Source organism: Castellaniella caeni NBRC 101664, assembly GCF_001592225.1.
Lineage (GTDB): Bacteria > Pseudomonadota > Gammaproteobacteria > Burkholderiales > Burkholderiaceae_B > Castellaniella > Castellaniella caeni.
In genome coordinates this window covers 14909-40748 of sequence record NZ_BCWN01000011.1, presented here as the reverse complement: position 1 = coordinate 40748, position 25840 = coordinate 14909, and the positions used below count along the sequence as shown (strand labels likewise).

Sequence of the window (25840 nt, the reverse complement as noted above, 5' to 3'; positions counted from 1 at the left end):
CCTGAAACTTAGGATAGGCTGAGGCTCTAGGCAGCGAAAATTTCGAGGGAGAGGAGGCGCGTTATTTCAGTTTTCCCTTGGCTCGACGCTAGACAATTCTGTCGGCGGCACAATATCCAACATGTGCGCCACTCTGGACGTTAGGGCAGCGCCGGTCCTGTGATATCCCACGACGCTCGCCATGCTTGCGTGTCCAGTCATTACCATGACTTCTGCCAACGGCAGCCGCAGGCGACCCGCCTCGGTGACAAAGCCGGAGCGCAGACTATGTGCGGCAAAGTCTCCCGTTAGCCCAGCCTGCGCAGCGCGCGCCTGCACGAGACGGCGCACCGCTTCAGGCCCGAGTGCTTCACCGATGTGGCCCCCGCGGCGCACACGTCGGAAAATCGCTCCCGTGGCAATACCGGCCGCAGCAAGACATGCGAGCCACGCCTCAAGCGCTCGGGCCGCGCGTCCCACAACGGGTTTTGCCTGGTCTGCATGTTCAGTCCCCGTCGGCTTCATTTTGGAAGCGCCTAAGAGGTAGAGGAACCCGCCTTCGACACGGTGCACGTTCTCAAAGGTGGCAGCGACCACTTCGCTGCGTCTTCTGCCGCCGCTCGCCCAGGCGAAAAGAAGCAGCGCCCGATCGCGACAGCCGATGGCCGAGGCATCGCAGGTCGCGAGGAGCGCCTCAAGTGGCTCGCGGGTGAGCGCCTCTTTACGTGCGGGCCGCACGCCGCGCTTGGCATAAGCGCGGCGCGTCCGCTCCATGACGAGCCCCACCGCGCGAGTCCGGCAGGGATTGGGCACGCCTTGCGCCTCGTGCGCTTCGGAGAGCACCGCGAGGCGCTGGCGCACCGTGGCAAGCGCCAAGACCCCGGAGGCGCGTTTCGCACCGGCCGCGATGAGCGCTGCCTCGACTGCCATCGGCAAGTCGGTTGCAGGCCCCGTCGGGGTCGCGTGGCTCACGTGATCGGCGACAAACTGCAGCACCACCTTGACGGGGGTGGGGAAGGGGAGTCGTGTGTCAAAACGAGCCTTGTGCCAGGCAATCCAGTAGGGGTCGTCTCAGAAAACGGAAAATAAAGCACGCTAAGGCATAGCCGAACCTGCCAAGCTTGCTCCACCCTGTAGTGACGCGATCAGCGGGCAGGAAACGTTCCCCCTTCGCGCATGGCAGGCGCACACCAACTCAGACAGCACGGCCTCCATGCGCGCCAGGTCAGCCATTTTCTCGCGCACGTCCTTGAGCTTGTGCTCGGCCAGACTGCTGGCTTCCTCGCAATGGGTGCCATCCTCCAGCCGCAGCAGCTCGGCGATCTCATCCAGGCTGAAGCCCAGCCGCTGGGCTGATTTCACGAAGCGCACCCGCGTTACATCCGCCTCGCCATAGCGGCGGATGCTGCCATAGGGCTTGTCAGGCTCCAGCAACAAGCCCTTGCGCTGATAGAAACGGATGGTCTCCACATTGACCCCGGCCGCCTTGGCGAAAACGCCAATGGTCAGGTTCTCCAAATTGTTTTCCATATCGCTTGACTCCGTACATGAGTACGGAAGTAAGGTTACGCTATCCAATTTCAATTCGAAAGGACAAGCGCATGTCTGAACCAAAAACCGGGCGCGGCGCGCTCTTCACTGGAGGGCTTGCCGCCATCCTCGCCTCGGCTTGCTGCCTCGGGCCGTTGGTTCTGATCGCCTTGGGGTTCAGCGGCGCTTGGATCGGCAACTTGGCGGTGTTGGAACCCTATCGCCCCATCTTTATCGGCGTGGCGCTGGTGGCGTTGTTCTTCGCCTGGCGGCGCATCTACCGGCAGGCAGCGGCCTGCAAACCGGGTGAGGTCTGCGCGATTCCCCAAGTGCGAGCTACTTACAAGCTCATTTTCTGGATCGTGGCCGCGCTGGTTCTGGTCGCGCTCGGATTTCCCTACGTCATGCCATTTTTCTACTGATCGGAGTTCACCATGAAGAAACTGTTTGCCTCCCTCGCCCTCGCCGCCGTTGTTGCCCCCGTCTGGGCCGCCACCCAGACCGTCACGCTGTCCGTACCGGGCATGACCTGCTCCGCCTGCCCGATCACTGTCAAGAAGGCGATTTCCAAGGTCGAAGGCGTCAGCAAAGTTGACGTGACTTTCGAGACACGCCAAGCGGTCGTCACCTTCGACGATGCCAAGACCAGCGTGCAGAAGCTGACCAAGGCAACCGCAGACGCGGGCTATCCGTCCAGCGTCAAGCAGTGAGTCACTGAAAACGGCACCGCAGCACAACGGACGTCATTGTCTGGCGCCACAAACGATAAAGGATCTGTTGCATGACCCATCTAAAAATCACCGGCATGACTTGCGACTCGTGCGCGGCGCACGTCAAGGAAGCGCTGGAAAAAGTGCCAGGCGTGCAGTCGGCGCTGGTGTCCTATCCGAAGGGCACAGCGCAACTCGCCATCGTGCCGGGCACATCGCCGGACGCGCTGACTGCCGCCGTGGCCGGACTGGGCTACAAGGCAACGCTAGCCGATGCGCCACTGGCGGACAACCGCGTCGGACTGCTCGACAAGGTGCGGGGATGGATGGCCGCCGCCGAAAAGCACAGTGGCAACGAGCCCCCGGTGCAGGTAGCGGTCATTGGCAGCGGTGGAGCCGCGATGGCGGCGGCGCTGAAGGCCGTCGAGCAAGGCGCGCAGGTCACGCTGATCGAGCGCGGCACCATCGGCGGCACCTGCGTCAATGTCGGCTGTGTGCCGTCCAAGATCATGATCCGCGCCGCCCACATCGCCCATCTGCGCCGGGAAAGCCCGTTCGATGGCGGTATTGCGGCAACTGTGCCTACGATTGACCGCAGTAAGCTGCTGGCCCAGCAGCAGGCCCGCGTCGACGAACTGCGGCACGCCAAGTACGAAGGCATCCTGGGCGGTAATCCGGCCATCACCGTTGTGCACGGTGAGGCGCGCTTCAAGGACGACCAGAGCCTTACCGTCCGTTTGAACGAGGGTGGCGAGCGCGTCGTGATGTTCGACCGCTGCCTGGTCGCCACGGGTGCCAGCCCGGCGGTCCCGCCGATTCCGGGCTTGAAAGAGTCACCCTACTGGACTTCCACCGAGGCCCTGGCGAGCGACACCATTCCCGAACGCCTTGCCGTAATCGGCTCGTCGGTGGTGGCGCTGGAGCTGGCGCAAGCCTTTGCCCGGCTGGGCAGCAAGGTCACGGTCCTGGCGCGCAATACCTTGTTCTTCCGTGAAGACCCGGCCATCGGCGAGGCGGTGACAGCCGCTTTCCGTGCCGAGGGCATCGAGGTGCTGGAGCACACGCAAGCCAGCCAGGTCGCCCATATGGACGGTGAATTCGTGCTGACCACCACGCACGGTGAATTGCGCGCCGACAAACTGCTGGTTGCCACCGGTCGGACACCGAACACGCGCAGCCTCGCGCTGGACGCAGCGGGGGTCACTGTCAATGCGCAAGGTGCCATCGTCATCGACCAAGGCATGCGCACGAGCAACCCGAACATCTACGCGGCCGGCGACTGCACCGACCAGCCGCAGTTCGTCTATGTGGCGGCAGCGGCCGGCACCCGTGCCGCGATCAACATGACCGGCGGCGATGCGGCGCTCGACCTGACCGCAATGCCGGCCGTGGTGTTCACCGATCCGCAAGTGGCGACCGTGGGCTACAGCGAGGCGGAAGCCCACCACGACGGGATCGAGACCGACAGCCGCACCTTGACCTTGGACAACGTGCCGCGTGCGCTCGCCAACTTCGACACACGCGGCTTCATCAAGTTGGTTATCGAGGAAGGCAGCCATCGGCTGATCGGCGTACAGGCGGTCGCGCCGGAAGCGGGTGAACTGATCCAGACGGCGGCTCTGGCCATTCGCAACCGCATGACGGTGCAGGAACTGGCCGACCAGTTGTTCCCCTACCTGACGATGGTCGAGGGGTTGAAGCTCGCGGCGCAGACCTTCAACAAGGATGTGAAGCAGCTTTCCTGCTGCGCCGGGTGAGAAAAAGGAGGTGTTCAATGAACGCCTACACGGTGTCCCGGCTGGCTCTTGATGCCGGGGTGAGCGTGCATATCGTGCGCGACTACCTGCTGCGCGGATTGCTGCGCCCGGTGGCGTGCACACCAGGCGGCTACGGCTTGTTCGATGACGCCGCCTTGCAACGGCTGTGCTTCGTGCGGGCGGCCTTCGAGGCGGGCATCGGCCTCGACGCGCTGGCGCGGCTGTGCCGGGCGCTGGATGCGGCGGACGGCGACGAAGCGGCCGCGCAGCTTGCCCTGCTGCGTCAGTTCGTCGAGCGTCGGCGCGAAGCGTTGGCCGATCTGGAAGTGCAGTTGGCCACCCTGCCGACCGAGCCGGCACAGCACGCGGAGAGTCTGCCATGAACAACCCCGAGCGCTTGCCGTCCGAGACGCACAAACCGATCACCGGCTACCTGTGGGGCGGACTGGCTGTGCTGACTTGCCCCTGCCACCTGCCCATCCTCGCTGTCGTGCTGGCCGGCACAACCGCCGGTGCTTTCCTCGGCGAGCATTGGGTCATCGCGGCGCTCGGTTTGACCGGCCTGTTCCTTCTGTCCCTGTCGCGGGCGTTGCGGGCATTCAGGGAAAGAGAATGAGCGCTTTCCGGCCGGATGGATGGACGACGCCGGAACTGGCCCAAGCGGTCGAGCGCGGGCAGCTTGAACTGCACTACCAGCCCGTCGTCGATCTGCGCAGTGGTGGGATTGTCGGCGCGGAAGCCCTGTTGCGCTGGCGTCATCCGACGCTTGGACTATTGCCACCGGGCCAGTTCCTGCCCGTGGTCGAATCGTCCGGCCTGATGCCTGAAATCGGCGCTTGGGTGCTGGGCGAAGCCTGCCGCCAGATGCGTGACTGGCGAATGCTGGCATGGCGACCGTTCCGGCTGGCCGTCAATGTTTCGGCGAGCCAAGTGGGACCGGACTTCGACGGGTGGGTAAAGGGCGTGCTGGCTGATGCCGAGTTGCCCGCCGAGTATCTCGAAATCGAGCTGACCGAATCGGTCGCGTTTGGTGATCCGGCGATCTTCCCCGCCCTGGACGCCTTGCGGCAGATCGGTGTGCGCTTCGCCGCCGATGACTTCGGGACGGGGTATTCCTGTCTGCAACATCTGAAGTGCTGCCCAATCAGCACGCTCAAGATCGACCAATCGTTTGTCGCCGGGCTCGCCAACGACCGCCGCGACCAAACCATCGTGCACACCGTGATTCAGCTTGCGCACGGGCTGGGCATGGATGTGGTGGCTGAAGGCGTGGAAACATCGGCGAGTCTTGATCTATTGCGACAAGCGGACTGCGACACAGGACAAGGCTTCCTGTTCGCGAAGCCAATGCCGGCGGCGGCATTCGCCGTCTTCGTCAGTCAATGGAGGGGTGCCACCATGAATGCAAGTGACTCGACCACCACCAGTTGCTGCGTGTGCTGCAAGGAAATCCCGCTCGATGCCGCCTTCACCCCGGAAGGCGCGGAATACGTCGAGCACTTCTGCGGGTTGGAGTGTTATCAACGCTTCGAAGCGCGTGCCAAGACAGGGAACGAAACCGATGCCGATCCGAACGCCTGCGACTCGCTACCGTCAGATTGAGGCATACCCTAACTTGGCGTCAGACCATCCGGCGCTAAATCGTCAGAATAGAGTTGCCTTCCGAATTGATTGACATACGCCGTCAAGGGTCATAGATTTCTTCCTGACACATTTCCCTCAGGAGGATACCTTGCACGGTCAGCGCATCGGTTACGTCCGCGTCAGCAGCTTCGACCAGAACCCAGAACGGCAGCTCGAACAGATCCAGGTGGATAAAGTGTTCACCGACAAGGCGTCGGGCAAGGACACACGGCGGCCCGAACTGGAACGGCTGCTCGCCTTCGTGCGCGAAGGCGACACGGTCGTGGTGCACAGCATGGATCGTCTGGCGCGCAACCTCGACGACCTGCGCCGCCTGGTGCAGGGCCTCACCCAGCGCGGCGTACGCATCGAGTTCCTTAAGGAGCATTTGACCTTCACCGGCGAGGACTCGCCGATGGCGAACCTGATGCTGTCGGTAATGGGCGCGTTCGCCGAGTTCGAACGCGCCTTGATCCGCGAGCGGCAGCGCGAGGGCATCGCGCTCGCCAAGCAGCGCGGGGCCTACCGTGGCAGGAAGAAATCCCTGTCGTCTGAGCGTATTGCCGAACTGCGCCAACGTGTCGAGGCTGGCGAGCAAAAGACCAAGCTGGCTCGTGAATTCGGAATCAGTCGCGAAACCCTGTATCAATACTTGAGAACGGATCAGTAAATATGCCACGTCGTTCAATCCTGTCCGCCGCCGAGCGCGAAAGCCTGCTGGCGTTGCCGGACACCAAGGATGAGTTGATCCGTCACTACACGTTCAGCGAAACCGACCTCTCCATCATCCGGCAGCGGCGCGGCCCGGCCAACCGGCTGGGCTTCGCCGTGCAGCTCTGTTACCTGCGCTTTCCTGGTGTCATCCTGGGCGTCGATGAGCCGCCGTTTCCGCCCTTGTTGAAACTGGTCGCCGACCAGCTCAAGGTCAGCGTCGAAAGCTGGGACGAATACGGGCAGCGGGAGCAGACCCGGCGCGAGCACCTGGTCGAACTGCAAACGGTGTTCGGCTTCCAGCCCTTTACCATGGGCCACTACCGGCAGGCCGTCCAGTTGCTGACCGAGATGGCCTTGCAGACCGACAAGGGCATCGTGCTGGCCAGCACCTTGATCGAGCACCTGCGGCAGCAGTCGGTCATTCTGCCTGCCCTCAACGCCGTCGAGCGGGCGAGCGCCGAAGCAATCACCCGCGCCAACCGGCGCATCTACGATGCCTTGGCCGAACCGCTGTCGGACGCGCATCGCCACCGCCTCGACGATCTGCTCAAGCGTCGGGACAACGGCAAAACGACCTGGCTGGCCTGGCTGCGCCAATCGCCCGTCAAACCGAATTCGCGGCACATGCTGGAACACATCGAACGCCTCAAAGCGTGGCAGGCGCTCGACCTGCCTTCTGGCATCGAGCGGTCGGTGCACCAGAACCGCCTGCTCAAGATCGCCCGTGAGGGTGGCCAGATGACGCCCGCCGACCTGGCCAAGTTCGAGGCGCAGCGACGCTATGCCACCCTGGTGGCGCTTGCCATCGAGGGCATGGCCACCGTCACCGACGAAATCATCGACCTGCACGACCGCATCCTGGGCAAGCTGTTCAACGCCGCCAAGAACAAGCATCAGCAGCAATTCCAGGCGTCCGGCAAGGCGATCAACGCCAAGGTGCGGCTGTTCGGCCGCATCGGCCAGGCGCTGATCGAGGCCAAGCAGGCGGGCCGCGATCCGTTCGCCGCCATCGAGGCCGTCATGTCCTGGGATGCCTTCGCCGAGAGCGTCACCGAAGCGCAGAAGCTTGCGCAGCCCGAGGACTTCGATTTCCTGCACCGCATCGGCGAAAGCTACGCCACGCTGCGCCGCTACGCGCCGGAATTCCTTGCCGTGCTCAAGCTGCGGGCCGCTCCCGCCGCGAAGGACGTGCTCGACGCCATCGAGGTGCTGCGCGGCATGAACAGCGACAACGCCCGCAAGGTGCCCGCCGACGCGCCGACCGAGTTCATCAAGCCGCGCTGGCAGAAGCTGGTCATGACCGACACCGGCATCGACCGGCGCTACTACGAACTGTGCGCGCTGTCGGAGATGAAGAACGCGTTGCGTTCCGGCGACATCTGGGTGCAGGGGTCGCGCCAGTTCAAGGACTTCGAGGACTACCTGGTGCCGCCCGCGAAATTCGCCAGCCTCAAGCAGGCCAGCGAATTGCCGCTGGCCGTGGCCACCGACTGCAACCGGTACCTGAACGACCGGCTGACGCTGCTGGAAACACAGCTTGCCACCGTCAACCGTATGGCGACGGCCAACGAGCTGCCGGACGCCATCATCACCGAGTCAGGCTTGAAGATCACGCCGCTCGACGCGGCGGTACCCGACACCGCCCAAGCGCTGATCGACCAGACGGCAATGATCCTGCCGCACGTCAAGATCACCGAACTGCTGCTGGAGGTGGACGAATGGACGGGCTTCACTCGGCATTTCGCGCATCTGAAATCGGGCGACCCGGCCAAAGACAAGAACCTGTTGCTGACCACGATCCTCGCCGACGCGATCAACCTGGGCCTGACCAAGATGGCGGAGTCTTGCCCCGGCACGACCTACGCCAAGCTGGCTTGGCTGCAAGCCTGGCACATCCGCGACGAAACCTACGGGGCGGCGCTGGCCGATCTGGTCAACGCACAGTTCCGCCATCCCTTCGCCGAGCACTGGGGCGACGGCACCACCTCATCGTCGGACGGCCAGAACTTCCGCACCGGCAGCAAGGCCGAGAGCACCGGCCACATCAACCCGAAATACGGGAGCAGCCCAGGGCGGACGTTCTACACCCACATTTCTGACCAGTACGCGCCATTTCACACCAAGGTCGTGAACGTCGGCGTGCGCGATTCGACCTACGTGCTCGACGGCCTGCTGTACCACGAGTCCGACTTGCGGATCGAGGAGCATTACACCGACACGGCGGGCTTCACCGATCACGTCTTCGCCCTGATGCACCTCCTGGGCTTCCGCTTCGCGCCGCGCATCCGCGACCTGGGCGACACCAAGCTCTACATCCCGAAGGGCGACGCCGCCTATGACGCGCTGAAACCCATGATCGGCGGCACGCTCAACATCAAGCACGTCCGCGCCCATTGGGACGAAATCCTGCGGCTGGCCACCTCGATCAAGCAGGGCACGGTGACGGCCTCCCTGATGCTCCGAAAGCTCGGCAGCTACCCACGCCAGAACGGCCTGGCCGTGGCGCTCCGCGAGCTGGGCCGCATCGAGCGCACGCTGTTCATCCTGGACTGGCTGCAAAGCGTGGAACTGCGCCGCCGCGTGCATGCCGGCCTGAACAAGGGCGAGGCGCGCAATGCGCTGGCCAGGGCAGTGTTTTTCAACCGCCTGGGTGAAATCCGCGACCGCAGTTTCGAGCAGCAGCGCTACCGGGCTAGCGGCCTCAATCTGGTAACGGCTGCCGTCGTGTTGTGGAACACGGTCTATCTGGAACGGGCTGCGCACGCGCTGCGTGGCAACGGCCATGCCGTTGATGACGCGCTGTTGCAGTACCTGTCGCCGCTCGGTTGGGAGCACATCAACCTCACCGGCGATTACCTCTGGCGCAGCAGCGCCAAGATCGGCGCGGGCAAGTTCAGGCCGCTACGACCGCTGCAACCGGCTTAGCGTGCTTTATTTTCCGTTTTCTGAGGCGACCCCCAGTAGGCGAGGGCCGACCGATAGGTGCGGCGCGTGTTTTGCGAGGCTCCTTCGCGCAGGAGCGCCCGGATCGAGGCCTCGCTTGCCCCGAGGCTTGCGGCAAAAGCCGCGTGTTCCTCGTCGGCTGCTGCGAGGGCGGTCACGGGTTTGAAGCTCTTTTGCTTCATAAAAGCCTGCATATGACGTAGAGTAGTGTAGTAAAACACATGTATGCTGTTATTTATATAACAGGAATTAAAGATAAGCACGGATAACTTTCAATTATCCGCGCTTATTTACGGAAAAGCGATCGGGAAAACATGGCAGACAGCCAATAGGAGACGATGATGGTCAGCGGTGTGAAAGAAGCCGACGTGTGGACGGCGGCGGACGCGTTGCTGCAAGCGGGCGAGCAACCCACCATCGAGCGGGTGCGCCTGCACCTGGGGCGCGGATCGCCCAATACGGTGGGCCCGCACCTGAAGGCCTGGTTTCGGGGATTAAGCGAGCGCCTGGTGATAGGGCAGGGAGGCGACAGCGGTATTCCCAACGCTGTCACGCGCGCCATCGAGGAGGTTTGGAAGGCGGCGTTGGCGAGCGCGCGCGAGGAGCGGGAAGCCTCGTCCGCCCTGGAGCGTGCCGAAATTGCCAAACAGAAGGAAGCCCTTGAAGTCGCCCATGTTGCGTTGACCCAGGCGCAGGAACGTCTGGACATGCGCGAGATGGACCTGCAAGCCAGCGTTCAAGCCGCTCACGCCCAGGCCGCTGCGGCTGAAACCCGGCTGCTAACCGCAGAACAACATCTGACGGAGCACACCGAGGCGCTCAAAGCCCTGAGCGCCGAGTTGGCTACGGCTCGGGATCAAGAGAAGACCCTGCAGCGGGCCTCGCGGGAGGCGCAGACTGCCCACGAAGAAGCGTTGGAGGCCGCCGAAGTGCGGCATGGTGCGCATGAACGGCGATGGTTGGGTGAACTCGACGAGCAGCGCCAGGCGCTGAAAAGGGCGCGGGAAGAGCTAAACCAGCAGCGTAAAACGGCCGCGCGACGAGAGGCCGAGTTGGCTGAAATGTTGGCCACCACCCAAAAGGAGGCCCAAGGTCTGGCGGGCGCCCTGGCAGACGCCCAAGCTGAACGGGCACGTTTGATCTCACAAGTAGAGGGAGGGCAGGAAACCGCTCATGCTATCCAGAAGGGTCTTCAGCAGCGCAATGTCGACCTGCAAAACCGCCTCGATGAGCTCAGGGAGCAGATCCGGATCAAGGACACCCAGATCACCGCCTTGACCGGGCAACTCACCATGCGACGGCCCGTACGGAGAAAAAATTCCGGCGATTGAAATGCATGTGATTGGTGGTGCGCACACGGGTGGAACCTCGCTCTAATAAGTAATGTCTTCGTGGGAAGTCATGCACCAGCTGTTTGTTTGGTAGCCGAGTTTATGGCAGCGAGTGAACAGATTGTCTTTAGACGGCTGCCTGTGAACTGAATGTCTTAAAAAGTGTGTGCATATTGTTTTTAATCGACGGGCCAGCGGTGTACTGCTTCAAGGAATCTGATCGTTAACTTTACATAATACACATTATGCGTATTGTGTGAGTCAGTGTGTGCTGGCCAGCGTGAACAAGGTTTGGGCCAGTGTGCGGTGGCGTTGCAGGACGCGTGGCAGATCTACGGTCAGGAGGTGGCCGTCTTGTACTACCGGACGGCCGTTGATGACGCTGTGTGCGACATGGCCTGGCGAACAGAAGATCAGGGAAGCAACCGGATCATGGCCGCCTGCGTAGCCCACGGCCGACATGTCAAAGGCGACGAAGTCGGCCGACATGCCAGGCGCCAGGGCGCCGATGTCGTCGCGTCCCAATACCTTGGCGCCCCCTAAAGTCGCGATTTCCAGGGCCTGGCGTGCCGTCAGGGCGGCGGGCCCGTGCCCTACGCGCTGCAGCAGCAGGGCCTGACGCGCTTCACCCAGCATATGTGCCCCATCATTGGAGGCACTGCCATCGACGCCCAAGCCCACGGATACCTGTGCGTCGAGCATGGCGCGAATCGGCGCGATGCCGGAGGCCAGACGCATATTGGAGCACGGACAATGGGCCACCCCCGTTCCGGTTCGCGCAAACAGCGCAATCCCGGCTGCGTCCAGTTTGACGCAATGGGCGTGCCAGACGTCATGTCCGACCCACCCCAGGTCTTCGGCGTATTCAGCGGGTGTCAGGCCAAATTTCTCTTTGGAATACACCACGTCGTTGTCGTTTTCGGCCAGGTGCGTGTGCAGGGAGACGCCGTAGTGACGCGCCATCGTGGCCGACTCACGCATCAAGTCGCGCGAGACCGAAAAAGGCGAGCATGGCGCGAGCACGATGCGCAGCATCGAATGGCGGGAGGCATCGTGGTAGGTTTCAACCAGGCGCTGGCTATCGTGCAAGATGGCGCCCTCCTCTTCCACCACGGCATCGGGGGGCAGCCCTCCCTTGCTGCGGCCTACACTCATCGACCCCCTTGCGGCATGAAAGCGCATGCCCATTTCCTGTGCGGCAGCGATCGAATCGTCCAGCCGTGCGCCGTTGGGAAACAGATACAGGTGATCGCTGCTGGTGGTGCAGCCTGAAAGCATGAGTTCCGCCATCGCCGTTTGTGTCGAAACATGGATCATCTCGGACGTCAGGTGCGACCACAGCATGTACAGGTTGCCAAGCCAGGAAAACAGCTCCGCGTCCTGAGCGGCCGGGACGGCACGGGTCAGCGACTGGTACATGTGGTGGTGGGTATTGACCAGGCCAGGAATCAGTACATGGCCGCGCATGTCCATGCGTTGGGCTGTCCCGGCATCCAAGGCTTGGCGATATGGCAGGGGAAGCTCGGCACTGGGCCCGACCCATTCGATGGTGGATCCATTGGCGACCAGGGCGCCATCAGGAATTTCGCGCCGTTGTGCGTCCATGGTGACAAGGACGTCGGCATTCAGGGCTATCAGCATCAGGTGACCTTTGTTGTTGCAATGTATCGTGGTCACAGTCTAGGTGATTTTCGTGTCTATCAATAAGCGCAATTTTTCGCTGATCATGTACACATTATGTGGACATATGGACGGTCAGGCCGACAGGTTCTTGGTCAGCGTCTGCCATGGGGATACAGGGCTTGCAAGGCTTCGGTGATGCTGGTCGCGATCAGACGGGCAGCCTCGCTGAGCTGCCGTTGGGCGTGTTCGATCAGGGACAAGGTTTGGGACTGCAGATCAGGATCGCGTAAAGGGATGAAAATCAGGCGCTTGCGAACATTTTCTTCCATGACATCCAGTGATCCCAGTACAGCAACGCCATCGCCCATCCGGATCAGGTGCTTGATGAAGGCAATCGAGGTGGATTCGGTCAGGGGAGACAGCGCCAACAGGTGCCGAGTTGCGAAATCGTTCAAGATGGCTCGAATGGAAAGCGGCAAGGCAGGCAGTATCAAAGGGTATTCCGCACACTCACTCAACAGGATGGAAGCCTGTTTGGCCATGGCATGCTTTGGCGGCACCACAACCCCCATGTGCCAGTTGCTGGCTGCCAGGACATGCAACAAGGGGCTGTCTGGCAGGTCGTAGGCCAGCCCCAGATCCGCCTCGCCTTGTTCGACAGCCGACAGCACCGCGCTGACAGGCAAGTCTCGCACACAGACCGAGATCCCAGGAAACTGCTGGCGAAAATCGTGAATCAGTGAAGGCATCAGCGAGTCGGCCAGCCCCGTGGTGACGGCGACGGTGACACGCCCCCGGCGATGGCCGCGGATTTCCTCGACTTTTTCCAGCAAGAGTTGATGATCGCGCAGCGTCTTGCGGACGTGGGCCAGGACCAGCTCGCCCAAAGGGGTCAGACGCAAGCGCCGCTGGATCCGGTCAAAGAGCGGCGCACCAAACTCAGCTTCCAGATCCAATATCTGTCGGTTGATGGCGGTGGGAGCCACATGCAAGGACTGGGCCGCCTTGCGTATTGAGCCCTGGCGTACAACCTCATCCAAATATCGTAAAACTCTGGCATGCATGGCAGGCAATTCCATCGATCAGATCACGGTAAGATACTGTACTTTCCCTGCATTACGTCCCCACGCCTTCACCATGCGCATGAATCCATCCACCCTGATCGGCATCGTGGCCAGCATTCTGCTGCTGGGCATCGTCCTGATCTTCTCGGCAGAAAAGCCCAGCCTGTTCGTCGATCTGCCCGGCCTGGGCATCGTGCTGGTGGGTACGGCGGCGGCCACGTTCATCGCTTATCCGCTGCGCGAGGTCATGCGCATCTTTGGCCTCATCCGCAGCGTCATGCACTATGAAAAGCTGCAAACCGACAAAGATCTTGAAGACCTGGTCGAGATTTCCCGCATCTGGATGCAAAGCGACATCCGCGCCGTCGAAGCCGCACTCGAAAAAGTGTCCAACCCGTTTTTGCGCAGCGGCGTGCAGCTGGTGATCGACAACGTCCCCGAACCCGACATTCTCGACCTGCTGCAGTGGCGCATCGCCCGCATGAAAGCCAAAGAACACGCCGAAGCCCAGCTGTTTCGCGTGATGGCGGGTTTTGCGCCGGCCTTTGGCATGGTGGGCACGCTCGTCGGGCTGGTCAACCTGCTGTTCGTCCTGGGCGACGGCGACATCACCGTGATCGGGCGGCAGATGGCGCTGGCATTGATGACCACCTTTTATGGGGTGCTGCTGGCCAACCTGATTTTCAAGCCGATCGCGGTCAAGCTCGAACGGCGCACCGAACAGCGGCTGGTCTTGCTGAACACCATCCTGCAGGGCATCTCGATGATGAGCCAGAAGCGCAGCCCGGCGCTCATGCGCGAGACGCTGCGCGCGTTCGTCGCCGACGTGCGTGACGAAATCCGCGACACCGACCCGACGACAGCCCGGGCGGAACCCACGGCATGAGACACCAGGGCCCGGTCGAACTGCAGCCTGCGCGCGAGTTCGTGCAGCGTCTGCACACGCTCGAAGCCGAGCTGCAGCAGGCGCGCCGCGCCCAGAGGCGCCAATCCAGGCAGCACGAAGACGGTGGGCGCTGGGGGCTGGAACAACCGCCGGTGACGCAGCACGAGGAAGGCTGGTTTCTCACCTATCTCGACATGATGACCCTGCTGCTGGTGGCCATGATCGTGATGCTGGCCTTTGCCGGGACGGCCAAGCTGCGGCAGACCGACGATCAGCCGACCGCCTCGACGCACGCCTCGACCCGGGTGGTGGCCGGGCGCGCGGCGGCCGCTGCGCATGCCGCCGCCCTGCCTGGCGGCCCCGCGATCGTGATTCCCGCCCCCGAGTCGGAAGCCCCCTACCCGGCCAACCCCTGGGGCGAATTCCACGAGGCAGGCGCCGTGTCGCCCGCCTTGTCCCTGCTGGCTGGCACGTTCCCGCCGCTGGACACGCCTTCGTCAAGCCAGGCAGCCCCTGTCCTGGCCGCCGTTCCCGTCGCACAGGCGCCGCTTGACGCCCCGGGGGCTACGCCAGCAGCGGCATCGGGGGCCGCTGTGATACCGGATGCCGCCGCCGCAGCGCCCACGGGCTCCGTCGCCGAGGCCACTGCGGCGGCTTCCGGCGCGCCTCGTGCTTCCGCGCAGGCAGCCCCACCATCGAGCGCCGCGCCGGTGCCCCAGGCAAACGGCCAGGCGCCCGCTGCGAACGCCGGTGCCGCCCCCCCTGTGGCGAACGCAGCCACCACTGGCGCTGAACCCGTCGTCCACCAACCGGGTGCAGGCAACGCCGCGCCTGTGGCGGCCAAGGCAGCCACCGCTGTGGCGGCAAACGGCGCCGGTGCGCCATCGCCAGCAGCGGCTTCCCCTGCGGCACCCGCTCCTGCTACGCCTGCCGCGGCAACGTCCGCAACACCCACGCCTCCCGCGCAGGAAGACAACGATGGCGCCACCCTGGCCGCCGCCCTGCCCCTGGGCGAGCTGGGCAAGGACGTCGAGGTCGTCATCAACAAGCGCAGCGTCAGCCTGCGGGTGAACAACGACATCCTGTTCGATACCGGCCTGGCCGAACTCAGCCCCCACGGGCTGGACGTGCTGGGCAAGATGGCCGAAGCGCTGAACAAGAAGGGTTACGACATCACGGTGGAAGGCCACACGGACTCTGTGCCCGTGCGCCCCGGCGCCAAGTATGCGTCCAACTGGGATCTGTCCAGCGCGCGCGCCATCAGCGTGGTGCGTTATCTGCAGGCCCGGGGCATCGGCAAGGCGCACCTGAAGGCGGTGGGCTTGGCCGACACCAAACCCATCGCCAGCAACAGCAGCCCCGAAGGGCGTGCACGTAACCGGCGGGTGGAACTGGTGATCGAAAAACCGAAGACAAACCCGTAAACGCGAGCTCCTGTCGTGTTTACGGGGCATACCGGCAGGCCATGCCTCGGTGCAACAAAGGCCTGATCTGCCAAGGTTGACATGTCAATCTTTGGAGAACGGCTGCCCCTGGAAATCGACCGTAACCAGCGTGCCATCCAGCCGCCCCATGCCGGGCGCATTGAGTGGCATGCCCGGCGCTGACACGCCACGCGTATCTTGTGCAGCCAGCAACTTGCGCACGACGCTGGCGGGCACGTGGCCTTCGACGACCTGGCCGCTGGCACCGATCTGCGCCGTATGGCAGGAGGCCAGATCCGGCGGCACACCCAGGCTTTCCTTGACCCGCGCCATGTCGGCCGATGGCACTTCCGTCACCTGAAAGCCCTCGGCCCGCATGTGCTCGGCCCAACCGTGGCAGCAGCCGCAGCCGGGGTCTTGATAAACCGTGATGGTCTCGACTGCAAAGGCATTGATGGAGAACGCCAGCGAGCCAGCCACCCAAAGCGCGGCCAAAACGGGTGATTTCATGTCAAGGTTTCCTGTCGTGATGAATCGTGAGTGATCGGTATTGGAGCCTGCCAGCCGGATAAGGTTCCTGCTCAAGCGGCCGCCCGGATGGGCATCAAATCTGCTCGAAGCGCTCGTAGAGGCGTTCGGTTTGCACTTCGTCGTGGCTGACGCGCGCGACCCGCGCCAGCGGCGGCCCTTGCAACAGCCAGGACAGCATCTGGTCGACGGCGTCGTGCGGCCCTTGCAGCAGGGCCTCGACCCGGCCATCGGCCAGGTTGCGTACCCAGCCGCCCAGCTTGAGCTGGTGTGCCCGGCGCACCGTGGCGGCGCGAAACCCCACACCCTGCACCTTGCCTTCGATGAAGACCGACAAAGTTTCGTGTTCCAGAGAAGAAGAAAGATGTTTCATGGAATCATGTAAAAAATGTATGGGGGATTTCGGGGCCTCTTCGCGTCATCACGCCCGGCACCCGAATATTAAACTGGCCGCACACCGCTTGACAGATTGGACATTGCCAGCGCGGTATCCGTACCTGTTTTCCCGACCCTGCCCCCGACGGCGGGGTGCCGCCGCCCCGCATCGCGCACATGCTTCACGCTGGGGACGGAAAACCAACTTCCTTTGTTTGGGCTTTGTCCATGAAGATACGTGCATTATCCATCCGCGCCAAACTGGTGCTGGCTTCGGCGCTGACCGTTGCCGTGGCCATGATTTTACTGGCCAGCGCCAATATCCTGTCGGCGCAAGCTACCGTCAAGGATCTGGTGTCCAGCCAGACCAGCAGTCTCGTCAAGAGCAACGCGCGCGAGGTGGAAAGCTGGGCACGTGACAAAACCGACATCCTGACGTCGCTCACACCCGTCGCGCTGTCCGACAGCGTGATTCCCTCGCTGGTGCAGGCCCGCGCCGCCGGACGCTTCGCGCGCACTTACGTGGGCCGTGCCGACAAGAAGATGATCACCGACGAGCCCCTGAACCTGCCTGCCGACTACGATCCCACGACCCGTCCCTGGTACGCCACGGCGGCGCGCCTGCGGCATCCGATCCTGACGGAGCCCTACCTGGACGCCTCCAACGGCAGCCTGGTACTCAGCGTGGCGGTGCCCATCGACAAGGACGGCAAAACGCAGGCGGTCATCGCGGGCGACATCGGCCTGGACGACATCATCGCCAGTACGCGGGCGCTGCGCCCCACGGAAAACAGCTTTGCCTATCTGGTGGCGGGTGACGGCAAGATCATCGCCCACCCCGATCCGCAGCTGACGCTCAAGCCTGCCACCGACGTCTTCCCGCGCTATGGCGTGCAGCGCCTGCAAGCGCTGGCGCAAAACCCCAGCGAGCTGGGCGAGACGGTGAAGGCCGGCCCGCACTACTGGATGTCGGCGGTGCCCATCAAGGGCACCAACTGGACGCTGGTGGTGGCGCTCAGCCAGGACGACATCCTCGCGGGCGTGCGCCAGATGCGCACCCAGGCCATCGTCACCGGCGTTGTCATGATTCTGCTCGCCGCCGCCGCGCTGGCCGCGCTCACGCGTGTGCTGCTGCGCCGCCTGGGCAGCCTGAAAGACGCTCTGCAGGACATTGCCTCGGGTGAAGGCGACCTCACCCGGCGGCTCGACCAGACCGGCCACGACGAGCTGGCTCAAGTGGGCGCGTCGTTCAACCAGTTCGTCGAGAAAATCGCCGCGACTTTGCGCCGCATCCGCCAGACCACCGAATCGGTCAACATCGCGTCCGACGAGATCGCCGCGGGCAACTCCGACCTGGCGCGCCGTACCGAGGGCGCGGCCGCCAGCCTGCAAGAGACCTCCAGCTCGATGGAAGAACTCTCCAGCACCGTCAAACAGACCGCCGACGCCGGCAATGCCGCCGTGGCTCTGGCCACCAGCGCCCGCGACGCCGCCAATCATGGCGGCACGCTGATGACGCAGGTGGTCGAAACGATGCAGGCCATCAACGAGAACGCGGGGCGCATCGGCGACATCATCGGCGTGATCGACAGCATTGCCTTCCAGACCAACATCCTCGCGCTCAACGCGGCCGTCGAGGCCGCCCGCGCGGGCGAGCACGGCAAGGGCTTTGCCGTGGTGGCCTCCGAGGTGCGCGCGCTGGCGCAGCGCAGCGCCCAGTCGGCACGTGAAATCAAGGCCCTGATCGGCACCAACGTCGAGCAGGTCTCACGCGGCGGCGATCAAGTACGCCAGGCAGGCGAAGCCATGGACAAGATTGTCTCCGAGGTGCAGCGCGTCACCGACATCATCAATGAAATCAAGGTGGCCACCGGCGAACAAAGCCTGGGCATCAACCAGATTGAAATCGCCGTGCAGCAGCTCGATGGCTCCACCCAGCAGAACGCCGCCCTGGTGCAGGAATCCTCCGCCGCGGCCGACAGCCTGCGCGACCAGGCCCAGGTACTGGCCCAGGCCGTGGCCGGGTTCAAGCTGGATGGCGCCGACCACGTGCAGCCTGGGGGCCCGGGCGTGGCTGTGCGCGCAAGCCGCGCCCTGCCCGCGCCGCAATATTGAGCCAAGCCGGGGGGCCAACTGCGTCATCCCGGCATAACGACATAGCGCATCCGTCGTTCGGTTCGCGCGGCGCGCTGCCTAGAATGTTTCCATTGCCAGCCGGGTGTTACAGCCCCTGGCGCAATCGACCCATTCGAGGCCCCCATGAGCGACACCACAGCTACTCGTCAACACACCGTCGTCATCGTCGGTGCCGGCACCGCCGGCACCACGGTTGCGGCCCGCCTGCGCAAGAACCGGCACGATCTGGACATCGTCGTCATCGACCCGGCCAACCACCACGACTACCAGCCCGCCTGGACGCTCGTGGGCGGTGGCGCCTATCGCGCCGAAGACACGCGCCGCCCGCTGCACGACTGCCTGCCCGAGGGCGTGCGCCACATCGCCCAGGCCGTCAGCGCCTTGCTGCCCGACGAGCGCCTGGTGGTACTGGCCGACGGCAGCCGGGTGGCCTACGAATACCTGGTGGTCGCCGCCGGTATCCAGATCAACTGGAAGGCCATCGACGGGCTGGAAGAAGCCCTGGGCAAGAACGGGGTTACCAGCAACTACCGCTACGATCTTGCGTCCTACACCTGGCAGTTGGTGCAGCAGTTCACGGGGGGCACGGCCATTTTCACGCAGCCGGCCGGCGCGGTGAAATGCCCGGGCGCCCCGCAAAAAGCGCTGTACCTGGCCGCCGACCACTTCCGCCGCACGGGCGTCAAGGCCGACAGCCTGCAGTTTCGCACGGCGGGTGCCAGCGTCTTCGGCATCCCCTTCTATGCGCAGGCGCTGGACAAGGTCATGGCCTCGTACGACGCCGATCCGCACTTCGGCAGCAACCTGGTGCAGGTGCGCGGCGCGGAGCGCATCGCCGTGTTCGAAACCGTGGTGGACGGCGAAAAGGTGCGTGAAGAAGTGGCCTACGACCTGCTGCACGTCGTGCCGCCCCAGGGGGCGCCCGACTTCATCCGCCAAAGCGCCCTGGCCGATGCCAACGGTTGGCTGGAGGTGGACAAGCACACGCTGCGCCATCCCCGCTACCCCAACGTCTTTGGCCTGGGCGACTGCACGTCCACGCCCAACAGCAAGACGGCGGCCGCCATCAAGAGCCAGGCGCCCGTGCTGGTGAGCAACCTGCTCAGCGTCCTGAATGGCGCGGGCAACGTCGAATCCTACGACGGCTACGCCGCCTGCCCGCTCACCACCTCGCGCGGCAAGGTGCTGCTGGCCGAGTTCACCTACGGCGGCACCATCACGCCCAGCCTGCCGCTCGACCCGCGCGTGCCACGGCGCTTCTACTGGTGGCTCAAACAGTCGTTCCTGCCTTGGTTCTACTGGAACATCCTCATCAAGGGGCGCGGCCTGCCGGTCACGCACAAAAGCCGCAAGTTTCCCGCCGGGGTGCCATCGGTACAGCCATAGCCAGCGCCGGGGCACGACGCCTGCGACAGGCCGCCCATCGGCGGCCTGTCTGTTAGCATGATGGCCTTGCCTACTTGTACACAAAGGATGCTACATGTCCAAGATTGCCCTGGTCACCGGCGCCTCGGCCGGGTTCGGCGCCGCCATTGCGCGGCGCCTGGTTGCCGAAGGCTTTACCGTCGTGGGTGCCGCCCGGCGACTCGAGCGCCTGCAGGCCTTGCAAGCAACGCTGGGGGCGGCCTTTCACCCCCTGGTCATGGACGTCACCGACGCCGCCTCGATCGACGCGGGTCTTGCCCAGATCAAACGGCAGTTCGCCGGCATCGACCTGCTCGTCAACAATGCCGGGCTGGCGCTGGGCGTCGCCCCCGCCCAGCAGGCATCGCTGGACGACTGGGAACGCATGATCGCCACCAACGTGCTGGGGCTCACCCGCCTGGTGCATGCCGTGCTGCCCGGCATGGTCGAGCGCAACCAGGGCCACATCGTCAACCTGGGCTCAGTCGCGGGCAGCCACCCCTACCCGGGGGGCAATGTCTACGGGGCCACCAAGGCCTTCGTGCGCCAGCTCAGCCTCAATCTGCGCGCCGATCTCTTCGGCACCCAGGTACGCGTCACCAACATCGAGCCCGGCCTGTGCGGGGGCACCGAGTTCTCTCTGGTGCGCCTGAAAGACGCCGACCGCGCCGCCGCCGTCTACGAGGGCGCCGACGCCCTGACCGCCGACGACATCGCTGATACGGTCGCCTGGGTGGCCACGCGCCCGGGTCGCGTCAATATCAACACGCTGGAAGTGATGCCAGTGTGCCAGTCGTTTGCCGGCATGAAGGTGCATCGCGACGCCTGAGCAGCCGTCATCCGCGCGCTTCACTTGCCCATGGCTGGTGCGGGGTGACCAGGGTACGATATATTGCATGTCTTGCGCCCGGTTCGCCGGGCCAACGTTCCATTTTCAAGCCTGGACTTCTCATGCCGCACCGTCTGACTGTTCGCGCCCTGCCCCTTGTGCTGGCCTCTACGCTGCTTCTGGGCGCCTGCGCCAGCGGCCCCAAGGACACGCTGTCGCTCATCCCTGAACAGCTCGACCAGCAGACCAGCCAGCAAGGCCTGTTCGCCCAGCCCGTCCAATGGACGCGCACGCGCCCCGGCTGCAGCGGCACCTGCCCCAAAATCGTCATGCACTCGCTGGCCTTCCCCGGCCATCCGCGCCTCACGACCCTGGTCGAACACGCCCTGGTCTCCATGACCTGGCTCGACACCAAGAGCCCGGCGCCGTACGACACTTTGCCGGAATACGAAAGCTACTTCTGGAAGACGGCGGGCGCGCGCGACGAGACCGACCTGATCGCCAAGACCCGCTACCGCAACCAGCGGCTCACCGTGGTCGAGCTGACCGTCGGCCAGTACCAGACCGGCATGGCGCACGGCATGTCCGGCACGCAGTTTCTCAACTGGGACAATCGGGCCGAAAAAGCGCTCACCATCGACAACCTGCTCGCGCCCGGCGCGCGCCCGGCCTTCGATGCCGCCTTGCGCGAGGCGCACACCCAGTGGCTGCAAAGCAATCCCGCGGTGCGCGACGATCCCAACGATTTCTCGCGCATGTGGCCTTTCGTGTCCAGCGACAACGTGGCGCTCACCGACCAGGGGATCGTGGTGAAATACCAGCCCTACGAAATCGCGCCCTACGCCTGGGGCCAGCCCGAGCTGCTCATCCCCTACCCACGGCTGCGCGGCGTGCTGCGCCCGCAATTCCTGCCCGCCGACTGAACCGCGCCCGCGCCAGATCGCCGCACGCTTCGCGCGCGCGGGCATGCTTCGAGCATACCGATATAGCCGATCGCACTAATGCGCACGGCCTATAACGGTCAAGCAAACAAATCGTTCTGTCCGCGCGCCCAGGCCCTTAATCTGGAGTCCGTTTTCATACGTCCCAGATTTCGACATGCACCGCAGAGCCTGGCTGCCCCTGGCAGCCGCTGCCTGCCTGGTCTTCTTCAATGCCCAGGCCGCCAGCATCACCTTGCTCAATGCCTCGTACGACCCGACCAACGGGCTGTACCGGGACTTGAACCAGTCTTTTTCCCGCCAATGGCACGAACGCACGGGCGACACGCTCACCGTGCTGCAATCGCACGGCGGCTCGGGCAAACAGGCCCGCTCGGTGCTCGACGGCCTGCAGGCTGACGTCGTCACGCTGGCGCTGGCATCGGACATCGACGTGCTGGCGCGCCACCACTTGCTGGCCGCCGACTGGCGCGCACGGCTGCCCGACCAGAGCGTGCCGTACTACTCCACCATCGTCTTCCTGGTGCGCCCGGGCAACCCGAAGCACATCCATGACTGGCCCGATCTCATCCGGCCCGGCGTGCAGGTCATCACGCCCAACCCCAAGACCTCGGGCGGTGCGCGCTGGAACTACCTGGCGGCCTGGGGTTATGCCTGGCAACACTCGGGCGGTGACGAGGCGGCGGCGCGCGCCTACGTCCGGCAGCTGTATCAGCGCGTCCCTGTGCTGGATGCCGGCGCCCGCGGCGCCACCATGACCTTCATCCAGCGCGGCATCGGCGACGTGCTCATCACCTGGGAGAACGAAGCCTGGCTGGCCAGCCGCGAACTGGGCGGGCAGCGCGCCGAGCTGGTGGTGCCTTCGCTCAGCATCCGCGCCGAACCGCCGGTCGCCGTGGTGGATACGGTCGTCGAGCGCAAGGGCACCCGCCCCGTGGCCCAGGCCTACCTGAGCTATCTGTACAGTGAGGCGGGCCAGGACATCATTGCGCGCCACCATTTCCGCCCCGTGTCGCCGACAGTGGCCGCGCGCTATGCGGATCAGTTTCCCCCCATCCGGCTGCTCACGGTCGATGAGGTGGCGTCCGGCTGGCGGCAGGCGCAGCAGAAGCACTTTGCCGAAGGCGGCGTTTTCGACCAGATCTTCCAGCCGCGGGGGCAATGATGACCAGGCTTCTTTCCGCGCGGCGTCCCACGTCCGCCGCTTTCGGCGCGGCACCTGCCGGGCAGGCGCTCACCCTGGGCGTGAGCCTGTGCTACCTGGGCCTGCTGGTGCTGCTGCCCCTGTCGGCGGCCTTTCTCTCCACGGCCCAGCTCAGCGCTGAAGCGTTCTGGCAGATCATCACGGCCCCCCGGGTGCTGGCCTCTTTGCGGCTGAGCTTTGGCGCCGCTTTCCTGGCGGCCCTGGTCAACCTGGTCTTTGGCGGCATCGTCGCCTGGGTGCTGGTGCGCTATCGCTTTCCGGGGCGCGGCCTGATCGACGCGCTCATCGACCTGCCGTTTGCGCTGCCCACCGCCGTGGCCGGCATTGCGCTCACGGCGCTCTATGCGCCGCAAGGCTGGCTGGGCCGGCTGCTGGCGCCGCTGGGCGTGCAGGTGGCCTTTCAGCCGCTGGGCGTGGTGGTGGCCCTGGTGTTCATCGGCCTGCCCTTCGTCGTGCGCACCGTGCAGCCTGTGCTCGAGGCGCTGGGCACCGAGCTTGAAGAGGCGGCCAGCAGCCTGGGGGCCTCCGACTGGCAGATTGCCGTGCGCGTCACGCTGCCGACCCTGGCCCCCGCCCTGCTCACGGGCTTCGCGCTGGCTTTTGCCCGCGCCTCCGGCGAGTATGGTTCGGTCATTTTCATCGCCGGCAACCTGCCGATGGTGTCCGAGATCGCGCCGCTCTTGATCGTCACGCGGCTGGAGCAGTTCGATACCGCGGGCGCCACGGCGATCGCCGTGCTCATGCTGGTGCTGTCCTTTGCGCTGTTGCTGGCCATCAACAGCCTGCAGGCCTGGATGCGCCGCCGCCTGCTGGGCCAGCCCACCTGACCGGAAACCGCCATGTCCCCCAGCCAGACTTCCATCCTCGACAACGCCCCGTCCGCCGTCCGCCCCGGCCCGCGCGGCGGGCAGCCCTCACGAGCACCCTCGCTCGGCAGCCCCCGCTGGGCCGCGCTGGCGCTGACCGCCATCGCCCTGGGTTTTCTGCTGCTCTTTCTGCTGCTGCCGCTGCTGACAATCTTTCATCAGGCGCTGCGCCTGGGGTGGCGCGCCTGCCTGGCCGCCATCAGCGACCCGGACGCGCTGGCCGCGCTGCGCCTGAGCCTCCTGGCGACGGCCATTGCGGTGCCGCTGAACATGGTGTTCGGCGTCTGCGCCGCCTGGGCGGTCACGCATGGCGAATTTCGCGGCAAGAGCGTGCTGATCACGCTCATCGACCTGCCTTTTTCCGTCTCGCCCGTCATCGCCGGCCTCGTTTTCGTGCTGCTCTTTGGCGCGCAGGGGTGGTTCGGCCCCTGGCTGCAGGCACACGACGTACAGATTCTCTTTGCCGTCCCCGGCATCGTGCTGGCCACGCTGTTCGTGACGGTGCCCTTTGTAGCCCGGGAGCTCATCCCGCTGATGCAGGCGCAGGGCAACGAAGAGGAAGAGGCGGCCCTGGTGCTGGGGGCGTCGGGCTGGCGCATTTTCTGGCGCATCACCCTGCCCAACATCCGCTGGGCGCTGTTCTACGGAGTGATCCTCAGCAACGCCCGGGCGCTGGGCGAATTCGGCGCCGTGTCAGTCGTCTCCGGCCATATCCGGGGCCTGACGAACACGCTGCCGCTGCAAATCGAGATTCTGTACAACGAATACCACTTCGCCGCCGCCTTCTCGCTGGCTTCGCTCATGGCCTTGCTGGCCCTGTTGACGTTGGCGTTGAAATCCCTGGCGCAGCGCCGCCTGCAGGCGCACGCCCGTCCCGCTTCTCCGGAGCCGCACTCATGAGTATCGAAGTCCAGCACATTCACAAGCAATTTGGCGCCTTCACCGCGCTCGACGACGTTTCGCTGGTGTTTCCCGAGGGGCAGCTCACTGCGCTGCTGGGGCCGTCCGGCTGCGGCAAGACGACCCTGCTGCGCACCATCGCCGGCCTGGAGACGCCCGACCGTGGGCACGTGCTGCTGCGCGGGGAAGACGCCTCGAACACGCATGTGCGCCAGCGCCAGGTGGGTTTCGTCTTCCAGCACTACGCCCTGTTCAAGCACATGAGCGTGTTCGAGAACGTCGCCTTCGGCCTGCGCGTGCGCCCGCGCGCCCAGCGCCCCGACGAGGCGGACATCCGCGCCCGGGTGATGCGGCTGCTCGAACTGGTACAGCTCGACTGGCTGGCCGACCGCCGCCCCGGCGCCCTGTCGGGCGGGCAGCGCCAGCGCATCGCCCTGGCGCGCGCCCTGGCCATCGAACCGCGCGTGCTGCTGCTCGACGAGCCCTTCGGTGCGCTCGACACGCAGGTGCGCACCGAACTGCGCCGCTGGCTGCGTCGCCTGCACGACGAACTGAAGATGACCAGCATCTTCGTCACCCACGACCAGGACGAGGCACTGGAGGTCTCCGACGAAATCGTCATCATGAACCACGGCCAGGTCGAACAGAAGGGCTCGCCGCGCGCGGTCTACGACCAGCCCGCCAATGCTTTCGTCTACGGCTTTCTGGGGCGCGCCAATCAGTTCCACGGCAAGGTGCGCCAGGGCGAGCTGCACACGGGGGCCGCCAGCATCCGCCTGCCGGGTTTTGACACGCAAACCGAACTCTCGGGCACGGCCTACGTGCGGCCGCATGAAATCCAGATCGAGCCCTGCCCCGATGCGCCCGGCGCGCACCCGTCGAGCCCCGGCATCCGCGTCAGCCTGCAGCGTGCGCGTGCCTTTGGCCCGCTGGCGCGGCTGGAGCTGCGCCGGGAGGATACGCAAGAACTCATCGAGGTCGTGCTGCCAAGTCAGGAATACGACCGCCTGCACGCAGGCGGCCACCACCATTTTCTGGCGCGTCCGCGCCGCGCCAAGGTATTTGCCCAGTAG

The 25840-nt window shown here is 64.7% G+C and carries 26 protein-coding genes; 19 read left to right on the top strand and 7 right to left on the bottom strand.

Annotation, left to right across the window (positions count from 1 at the left end):
• Positions 1-66 precede the first annotated feature (66 nt).
• Together CCA01S_RS08595 and merR are read right to left on the bottom strand one after the other, a co-directional pair.
• Complete coding sequence (locus CCA01S_RS08595; protein ID WP_232305015.1) at positions 67-975, bottom strand: tyrosine-type recombinase/integrase; 909 nt, start codon at positions 973-975, stop codon at positions 67-69.
• Positions 976-1074: 99 nt separating this feature from the next.
• A complete protein-coding gene (merR, locus tag CCA01S_RS08590) occupies positions 1075-1509 on the bottom strand; it encodes a mercury resistance transcriptional regulator MerR (RefSeq protein WP_003131969.1) in 435 nt (144 codons plus the stop codon).
• A 71-nt stretch (positions 1510-1580) separates the two neighbouring features.
• Here merR and merT point away from each other — a divergent pair, with 71 nt between their 5' ends.
• The 8 genes from merT (at position 1581) to CCA01S_RS08550 (ending at position 9238) form a co-directional block, all read left to right on the top strand.
• Positions 1581-1931, top strand: a complete 351-nt coding sequence (gene merT / locus CCA01S_RS08585; protein WP_003131974.1) for a mercuric ion transporter MerT — start codon at positions 1581-1583, stop codon at positions 1929-1931.
• Between the two features lie 12 nt (positions 1932-1943).
• Positions 1944-2219: a mercury resistance system periplasmic binding protein MerP gene (merP, locus tag CCA01S_RS08580; RefSeq protein ID WP_003131987.1), complete on the top strand. Its 276-nt coding sequence runs from the start codon at positions 1944-1946 to the stop codon at positions 2217-2219.
• Positions 2220-2290: 71 nt separating this feature from the next.
• Positions 2291-3976: a mercury(II) reductase gene (merA, locus tag CCA01S_RS08575; protein ID WP_003156770.1), complete on the top strand. Its 1686-nt coding sequence runs from the start codon at positions 2291-2293 to the stop codon at positions 3974-3976.
• A gap of 17 nt (positions 3977-3993) precedes the next feature.
• Positions 3994-4359: a mercury resistance co-regulator MerD gene (merD, locus tag CCA01S_RS08570; RefSeq protein WP_000995360.1), complete on the top strand. Its 366-nt coding sequence runs from the start codon at positions 3994-3996 to the stop codon at positions 4357-4359.
• Complete coding sequence (merE, locus tag CCA01S_RS08565; protein ID WP_003132004.1) at positions 4356-4592, top strand: broad-spectrum mercury transporter MerE; 237 nt, start codon at positions 4356-4358, stop codon at positions 4590-4592. Before merD ends, merE begins: the two co-directional genes overlap by 4 nt.
• Positions 4589-5578, top strand: a complete 990-nt coding sequence (locus tag CCA01S_RS16030) for a DUF3330 domain-containing protein (RefSeq protein WP_003132006.1) — start codon at positions 4589-4591, stop codon at positions 5576-5578. Before merE ends, CCA01S_RS16030 begins: the two co-directional genes overlap by 4 nt.
• Positions 5579-5708: 130 nt before the next feature.
• The gene (locus CCA01S_RS08555; protein WP_003124096.1) at positions 5709-6269 is read left to right on the top strand and encodes a recombinase family protein; all 561 of its coding nucleotides are present in this window, start codon (positions 5709-5711) and stop codon (positions 6267-6269) included.
• 2 nt (positions 6270-6271) lie between these two features.
• The gene (locus CCA01S_RS08550; protein WP_066456931.1) at positions 6272-9238 is read left to right on the top strand and encodes a Tn3 family transposase; all 2967 of its coding nucleotides are present in this window, start codon (positions 6272-6274) and stop codon (positions 9236-9238) included.
• Here CCA01S_RS08550 and CCA01S_RS08545 read toward each other — a convergent pair.
• A complete protein-coding gene (locus CCA01S_RS08545; RefSeq protein WP_146030569.1) occupies positions 9235-9438 on the bottom strand; it encodes a hypothetical protein in 204 nt (67 codons plus the stop codon). The genes CCA01S_RS08550 and CCA01S_RS08545 overlap by 4 nt on opposite strands.
• Positions 9439-9594: 156 nt before the next feature.
• Between CCA01S_RS08545 and CCA01S_RS08540 the strand changes: the two genes are divergently transcribed.
• Complete coding sequence (locus CCA01S_RS08540; protein WP_084386617.1) at positions 9595-10587, top strand: DNA-binding protein; 993 nt, start codon at positions 9595-9597, stop codon at positions 10585-10587.
• 261 nt (positions 10588-10848) lie between these two features.
• On the opposite strand, the gene CCA01S_RS08535 is transcribed toward CCA01S_RS08540, so the two are convergent.
• Positions 10849-12231: an 8-oxoguanine deaminase gene (locus CCA01S_RS08535; RefSeq protein WP_066457075.1), complete on the bottom strand. Its 1383-nt coding sequence runs from the start codon at positions 12229-12231 to the stop codon at positions 10849-10851.
• Between the two features lie 131 nt (positions 12232-12362).
• Positions 12363-13274: a LysR family transcriptional regulator gene (locus CCA01S_RS08530; RefSeq protein WP_066456923.1), complete on the bottom strand. Its 912-nt coding sequence runs from the start codon at positions 13272-13274 to the stop codon at positions 12363-12365.
• Positions 13275-13353: 79 nt separating this feature from the next.
• Between CCA01S_RS08530 and CCA01S_RS08525 the strand changes: the two genes are divergently transcribed.
• Both CCA01S_RS08525 and CCA01S_RS08520 read left to right on the top strand, forming a co-directional pair.
• Positions 13354-14160 (top strand): motility protein A, encoded by an 807-nt coding sequence (locus CCA01S_RS08525; RefSeq protein ID WP_066457068.1) that lies wholly within the window; start codon positions 13354-13356, stop codon positions 14158-14160.
• Positions 14157-15584 carry an OmpA family protein gene (locus tag CCA01S_RS08520; protein ID WP_066456922.1) on the top strand — a complete coding sequence of 476 codons (1428 nt, stop codon included), beginning with the start codon at positions 14157-14159 and terminating at the stop codon, positions 15582-15584. Before CCA01S_RS08525 ends, CCA01S_RS08520 begins: the two co-directional genes overlap by 4 nt.
• An 84-nt stretch (positions 15585-15668) precedes the next feature.
• Here CCA01S_RS08520 and CCA01S_RS08515 read toward each other — a convergent pair whose 3' ends face one another.
• Both CCA01S_RS08515 and CCA01S_RS08510 read right to left on the bottom strand, forming a co-directional pair.
• Positions 15669-16094: a DUF411 domain-containing protein gene (locus tag CCA01S_RS08515; RefSeq protein ID WP_066456921.1), complete on the bottom strand. Its 426-nt coding sequence runs from the start codon at positions 16092-16094 to the stop codon at positions 15669-15671.
• A gap of 94 nt (positions 16095-16188) precedes the next feature.
• Positions 16189-16485 (bottom strand): acylphosphatase, encoded by a 297-nt coding sequence (locus tag CCA01S_RS08510; RefSeq protein ID WP_066456918.1) that lies wholly within the window; start codon positions 16483-16485, stop codon positions 16189-16191.
• Between the two features lie 230 nt (positions 16486-16715).
• Between CCA01S_RS08510 and CCA01S_RS08505 the strand changes: the two genes are divergently transcribed.
• From CCA01S_RS08505 to CCA01S_RS08470, 8 genes are all read left to right on the top strand, one after another.
• Positions 16716-18602: a methyl-accepting chemotaxis protein gene (locus tag CCA01S_RS08505; RefSeq protein ID WP_066456916.1), complete on the top strand. Its 1887-nt coding sequence runs from the start codon at positions 16716-16718 to the stop codon at positions 18600-18602.
• Positions 18603-18746: 144 nt separating this feature from the next.
• Positions 18747-20009 (top strand): NAD(P)/FAD-dependent oxidoreductase, encoded by a 1263-nt coding sequence (locus CCA01S_RS08500; protein WP_066456914.1) that lies wholly within the window; start codon positions 18747-18749, stop codon positions 20007-20009.
• A gap of 94 nt (positions 20010-20103) precedes the next feature.
• Positions 20104-20856: an SDR family NAD(P)-dependent oxidoreductase gene (locus CCA01S_RS08495; RefSeq protein ID WP_066456908.1), complete on the top strand. Its 753-nt coding sequence runs from the start codon at positions 20104-20106 to the stop codon at positions 20854-20856.
• A 122-nt stretch (positions 20857-20978) separates the two neighbouring features.
• Positions 20979-21779 (top strand): RsiV family protein, encoded by an 801-nt coding sequence (locus tag CCA01S_RS08490; RefSeq protein WP_066456906.1) that lies wholly within the window; start codon positions 20979-20981, stop codon positions 21777-21779.
• Between the two features lie 175 nt (positions 21780-21954).
• Positions 21955-22962 carry a sulfate ABC transporter substrate-binding protein gene (locus CCA01S_RS08485; protein ID WP_066456904.1) on the top strand — a complete coding sequence of 336 codons (1008 nt, stop codon included), beginning with the start codon at positions 21955-21957 and terminating at the stop codon, positions 22960-22962.
• Positions 22962-23828, top strand: coding sequence for a sulfate ABC transporter permease subunit CysT (gene cysT / locus CCA01S_RS08480; protein ID WP_084386633.1), 867 nt, complete (start codon positions 22962-22964; stop codon positions 23826-23828). The genes CCA01S_RS08485 and cysT overlap by 1 nt, the downstream gene beginning before the upstream one ends.
• Before the next feature lie 12 nt (positions 23829-23840).
• Entirely contained in the window at positions 23841-24767 is a 927-nt protein-coding gene (gene cysW, locus CCA01S_RS08475; protein WP_066456902.1) for a sulfate ABC transporter permease subunit CysW, read from the top strand.
• Positions 24764-25840 (top strand): sulfate/molybdate ABC transporter ATP-binding protein, encoded by a 1077-nt coding sequence (locus tag CCA01S_RS08470; protein ID WP_066456900.1) that lies wholly within the window; start codon positions 24764-24766, stop codon positions 25838-25840. The genes cysW and CCA01S_RS08470 overlap by 4 nt, the downstream gene beginning before the upstream one ends.

Excerpts from the sequence above, each read along its gene's own strand:
- merR (WP_003131969.1), bottom strand. The coding sequence starts at position 1,509 with ATGGAAAACAATTTGGAGAACCTGACCATTGGCGTTTTCGCCAAGGCG.
- merT (WP_003131974.1), top strand. The coding sequence starts at position 1,581 with ATGTCTGAACCAAAAACCGGGCGCGGCGCGCTCTTCACTGGAGGGCTT.
- merP (WP_003131987.1), top strand. The coding sequence starts at position 1,944 with ATGAAGAAACTGTTTGCCTCCCTCGCCCTCGCCGCCGTTGTTGCCCCC.
- merA (WP_003156770.1), top strand. The coding sequence starts at position 2,291 with ATGACCCATCTAAAAATCACCGGCATGACTTGCGACTCGTGCGCGGCG.
- merD (WP_000995360.1), top strand. The coding sequence starts at position 3,994 with ATGAACGCCTACACGGTGTCCCGGCTGGCTCTTGATGCCGGGGTGAGC.
- merE (WP_003132004.1), top strand. The coding sequence starts at position 4,356 with ATGAACAACCCCGAGCGCTTGCCGTCCGAGACGCACAAACCGATCACC.
- CCA01S_RS16030 (WP_003132006.1), top strand. The coding sequence starts at position 4,589 with ATGAGCGCTTTCCGGCCGGATGGATGGACGACGCCGGAACTGGCCCAA.
- CCA01S_RS08550 (WP_066456931.1), top strand. The coding sequence starts at position 6,272 with ATGCCACGTCGTTCAATCCTGTCCGCCGCCGAGCGCGAAAGCCTGCTG.
- CCA01S_RS08545 (WP_146030569.1), bottom strand. The coding sequence starts at position 9,438 with ATGAAGCAAAAGAGCTTCAAACCCGTGACCGCCCTCGCAGCAGCCGAC.
- CCA01S_RS08540 (WP_084386617.1), top strand. The coding sequence starts at position 9,595 with ATGATGGTCAGCGGTGTGAAAGAAGCCGACGTGTGGACGGCGGCGGAC.
- CCA01S_RS08530 (WP_066456923.1), bottom strand. The coding sequence starts at position 13,274 with ATGCATGCCAGAGTTTTACGATATTTGGATGAGGTTGTACGCCAGGGC.
- CCA01S_RS08525 (WP_066457068.1), top strand. The coding sequence starts at position 13,354 with ATGAATCCATCCACCCTGATCGGCATCGTGGCCAGCATTCTGCTGCTG.
- CCA01S_RS08520 (WP_066456922.1), top strand. The coding sequence starts at position 14,157 with ATGAGACACCAGGGCCCGGTCGAACTGCAGCCTGCGCGCGAGTTCGTG.
- CCA01S_RS08515 (WP_066456921.1), bottom strand. The coding sequence starts at position 16,094 with ATGAAATCACCCGTTTTGGCCGCGCTTTGGGTGGCTGGCTCGCTGGCG.
- CCA01S_RS08510 (WP_066456918.1), bottom strand. The coding sequence starts at position 16,485 with ATGAAACATCTTTCTTCTTCTCTGGAACACGAAACTTTGTCGGTCTTC.
- CCA01S_RS08505 (WP_066456916.1), top strand. The coding sequence starts at position 16,716 with ATGAAGATACGTGCATTATCCATCCGCGCCAAACTGGTGCTGGCTTCG.
- CCA01S_RS08500 (WP_066456914.1), top strand. The coding sequence starts at position 18,747 with ATGAGCGACACCACAGCTACTCGTCAACACACCGTCGTCATCGTCGGT.
- CCA01S_RS08495 (WP_066456908.1), top strand. The coding sequence starts at position 20,104 with ATGTCCAAGATTGCCCTGGTCACCGGCGCCTCGGCCGGGTTCGGCGCC.
- CCA01S_RS08490 (WP_066456906.1), top strand. The coding sequence starts at position 20,979 with ATGCCGCACCGTCTGACTGTTCGCGCCCTGCCCCTTGTGCTGGCCTCT.
- CCA01S_RS08485 (WP_066456904.1), top strand. The coding sequence starts at position 21,955 with ATGCACCGCAGAGCCTGGCTGCCCCTGGCAGCCGCTGCCTGCCTGGTC.
- cysT (WP_084386633.1), top strand. The coding sequence starts at position 22,962 with ATGACCAGGCTTCTTTCCGCGCGGCGTCCCACGTCCGCCGCTTTCGGC.
- cysW (WP_066456902.1), top strand. The coding sequence starts at position 23,841 with ATGTCCCCCAGCCAGACTTCCATCCTCGACAACGCCCCGTCCGCCGTC.
- CCA01S_RS08470 (WP_066456900.1), top strand. The coding sequence starts at position 24,764 with ATGAGTATCGAAGTCCAGCACATTCACAAGCAATTTGGCGCCTTCACC.